At 73.0% G+C, this 3,621-nt stretch carries 3 protein-coding genes; 2 read left to right on the top strand and 1 reads right to left on the bottom strand.

The annotated features are described in order from the left end of the window. The first annotated feature begins 358 nt into the window (after positions 1-358). A complete protein-coding gene (locus J0670_RS33120) occupies positions 359-2,170 on the top strand; it encodes a cholesterol oxidase substrate-binding domain-containing protein (protein WP_374223217.1) in 1,812 nt (603 codons plus the stop codon). 32 nt (positions 2,171-2,202) lie between these two features. Here the strand turns inward: J0670_RS33120 and J0670_RS33125 are convergent, their stop codons facing one another. Then, a complete protein-coding gene (locus J0670_RS33125) occupies positions 2,203-2,793 on the bottom strand; it encodes an XRE family transcriptional regulator (protein WP_207815877.1) in 591 nt (196 codons plus the stop codon). Between the two features lie 180 nt (positions 2,794-2,973). On the opposite strand from J0670_RS33125, the gene J0670_RS33130 reads away from it, so the two are divergent. Further along, positions 2,974-3,621: AzlC family ABC transporter permease (locus J0670_RS33130; RefSeq protein ID WP_207815875.1), on the top strand; the 648-nt coding region annotated here is incomplete at its 3' end.

The raw sequence follows: 3,621 nt of genomic DNA on the forward strand, positions 1-3,621 counted from the left end.
ACGGCTGTAACGGCCGCGGGCCGGGCGTGCGACCAGCGCCGATACCGCCGTGGCCTGCCGCCGTCCGTCGTGATCCGGTCCCGAGCACCGCCCGCAGCCGTTCGAGCCTTGATCACTCGAAGGAGTGAGATCCCGGCCGGATCGCTCCAAACGGTCGTACGGCACTTCGTACGCTCCTGACCAGGTCGGGGGGACACCGGCCCGCCCCGGAGCGCCGCAGCCCGGCCCGGGGGTACCAGCTCAGGGGGCGGACCGGATGGCGACAGGACACAGCGTGAACGGCGGAACGGACGGCCAGGGGAACGCCTGGAAGAACGCCCGGGGGAACGCCCGGGGGAGCGGCCTGACCAGGCGACGGCTGCTCGGCGCGTCGGCGGCGCTCGGCGGCGCGGCCTGGCTGCTGCGCGGCACCGTCGGCCCGGACAGCGCCGCGGCCGCCACGCCCGCACCACCCGGCCTACCCGCGGGCACCGAGCTCTACCAGCGGGTCTTCGAGAACTGGTCCGGCGAGATCCGCACCGACCAGCTGTGGACCTGTGCGCCCCGCACCCCCGAGGAGGTCCCGGCCCTCGCGGACTGGGCGCACGCCAACGGCTGGCGTCTGCGCGCCACCGGCTACCGACACACCTGGGCGCCGCTCACCGTCGCCGACGGAACCCCGGAGAGCGCCCGCGTCCTGCTGGTGGACACCAGCCGTCACCTCACCGCCATCGTCGCCGACTCGCCCACCACCGTCCGGGTCCAGACCGGTGCCAGCATGGAGACGCTGCTCGCCCACCTGGCCGACCGGGGCCTCGGCCTGACCGCCTGCCCGGCGCCCGGCGACCTCACCGTCGGCGGCGTGCTCGCCATCGGGGGCCACGGCACCGCCGCACCCGCCGCCGGCGAACTGCGACCGGACGGGCACGGCTACGGCTCGGTCAGCAACCAGGTGGTCCGGCTCACCGCCGTCGTCCTCGACCCGGCCACCGGCCGCTACGCGCTGCGCACCTTCGACCGCGCGGAGGCCGACAGCGCCGCCTTCCTGGTGCACCTGGGCCGCGCCTTCCTCACCGAGGTCGTCCTGCGGGCCGGTACGGACCGGCCGCTGCGCTGCGTCAGCCGACTCGACATCCCGGCCGACGAGTTGTTCGCCCGCCCCGGGAGCGCTACGGGCGGCGGCGGGCTGCTCGGGGGACTGCTGGGCGGTGGCGGTCCGCGCACGCTCGCCGACTTCGTCGAGCGCGACGGCAGGGTCGAGGCGATCTGGTTCGCCTACACCGAGTTCCCGTGGCTCAAGACCTGGAGCGTCGCCCCGGCCAAGCCGCTCGCCTCACGGGCCGTCGACCAGCCCTACAACTACCCCTTCTCGGACAACATTCCGGAACCGGTCGCCCGACTGGCCGGCCAAATCATCACCGGTGCCTGGGGATCGGCCCCACTGTTCGGCCAACTCCAGTACCTCGTCGCCAAGGTGGCGCTGACCGGGGACCTCACCGACGTCCTGCTCTCCGGCGGGCTGCTGCGCGAACTGCTCAGCGGCGACCTGATCACCCACCTGCTCGCCGGCGGTCTGCGCTCCGACCTCTGGGGCCCCTCGCGCACCCTGCTGCAGTACGTCCGACCCACCACGCTACGGGTCACCGCCAACGGCTACGCGATCCTGACCAAGCGCGCCGACCTCCAGTGGGTGGTCAGCGAATTCGCCGCCTACTACCGGCAGTTGCTCGCCGAGTACCAGGCCCGGGGTGAGTTCCCGGTGAACGGCGCGGTGGAGATCCGGGTCACCGGCCTGGACGACCCCTCGTACTCCGGCGTCCCCGGCGCCCGGCCCCCGCTGCTGTCCGCGCTGCGCCCCCGGGCGGACCGGCCGGAGTGGGACACCGCCGTGTGGCTGGACGTCCTCGCCTTCCCCGGGACCCCCGGCCTGGAGCGATTCGCCCGGGACCTGGAGCAGTGGCTGCTGCGCACCTCCGACGGCACCCGGGCGGGCCTGCGGGTCGAGTGGTCCAAGGGCTGGGCCTACACCGCCGACGCGGCGTGGTCCGACCCGGACCTGCTCGGCCGGGTGATCCCGGACAGCCTGCGCGCCGGCGGCGGGCCCGGCTGGGACGAGGCGATCGCCGTCCTGGACCGGTACGACCCGCACCGGGTGTTCGGAAACCCCTTCCTGGACGGGCTGTTGAAGTAGCCGCTTCTTGCCGCTCGCGATTTGACGGAATGTCAGATGTGCTCCATCACGATCACGGCGAGGGTGTCCGGGGCCAGGGCGCGGAACACGTGCGGGGCGTCGCCGGGGAAGCTGATGTAGTCGCCCGGGCCCAGTTCGACCGGCTCCTCGGTCGGGCCGACCAGGGCCCGGCCCGACCCGATCATCACGTGCTCGACGGTGCCGGGCATGTGCGGGTCGGAGGCCCTGGTCTCGCCCGGCTGGGCCTCGATCCGGTAGATGTCGCGTCGGGCGTTCGGCGGGCAGGAGGAGAGCACGGTGGCCGCGTAGTTGGCCTGCTCGGAGTGGGTCACCGGACCCTCTCCGGCCCGGAGCACCTTGACCGTCGGACGCGGCGGGTCGACCAGTCGGCTGAACGGCACGTTCAGCGCGGCTCCGAGTGCCCAGAGCGTCTCTACACTGGGGTTGCCCGCGCCCGACTCCAGCTGCGACAGCGTCGACTTGGCGATTCCCGCGCGCCGGGCCAGCTCGGCCATCGACAGTCCGCTGCGCTCGCGCTCGCGCCGGATGGAGGCGGCGATCTGGCCGATCAGCTCCGCGCCGGAGCCGCTTGCGCCCGTGGGCGGGATGGTCCGGTCACTCATGCTCGCCACTCACGCTTCCTCCTGGCTCCGATGGTTCCTGACCGGCTCGCGGTCGCCCTCCGAGCCGCGCCGCCCAGTGCTGTTCATGCTGCCACGGCCGTGCGCGATGACGTTCGTTCGTTCTGTCGGTCCAATCGTTCGCCTTGACGAACTTCGGGTCGCGGGTTCAGTCTGATGGACATGGGTTCGCTGCTTCGAACGCTAGAACGCGCCACTCTCCGTGACATCGCCCTGGTCTGTCTCGCCGACGCCCTCGTCGGCGCCTCCTTCGGCGCGATCGGCGTCTCCGGTGGTCTGCCCCTCTGGGTGCCGATCGCCCTCTCCGTCCTCGTGTTCGCGGGCGGCTCGCAGTTCGCGGCCGTCGGCGTGGTGCTGTCCGGCGGCGGCGCGCTCGCGGCCGTCGTCACCGGGCTGGTGCTCAACGCCCGGCTGTTGCCGTTCGGGTTCACCGTCGCCGACGTTCTCCAAGGAACTTGGTGGCAACGGCTGTTGGGTGCCCAGCTGATCACCGATGAGAGCGCCGCCTTCGCGTTGCAGCAGCGGGACCCGCAGCGCCGTCGGGCGGCGTTCTGGATCTGCGGGGTCGGGTTGTTCGTGGTGTGGAACGTGTCGGTGGTGCTGGGAGCGTTCGCGGGCGGGCTGATCGGGGACACCGACGCGCTGGGCCTGGACGCGGCCTTCCCCGCGGTGCTGCTCGCGCTCGTCCTGCCCTCCTTGACGGACCGCCGGACCCGTACGGCCGCGCTGGTGGGCGCCGTCGTGGCCGTCGTGGCCACACCGTTCGTGCCGGCCGGGCTGCCGGTGCTGCTGGCCCTGGTCGGGCTGCTG

The organism is Streptomyces sp. FH025 (genome assembly GCF_017427025.1).
Lineage (GTDB): Bacteria > Actinomycetota > Actinomycetes > Streptomycetales > Streptomycetaceae > Kitasatospora.

Coding starts and splice junctions, on each gene's coding strand:
- J0670_RS33125 (WP_207815877.1), bottom strand. CDS start 2,793: ATGAGTGACCGGACCATCCCGCCCACGGGCGCAAGCGGCTCCGGCGCG.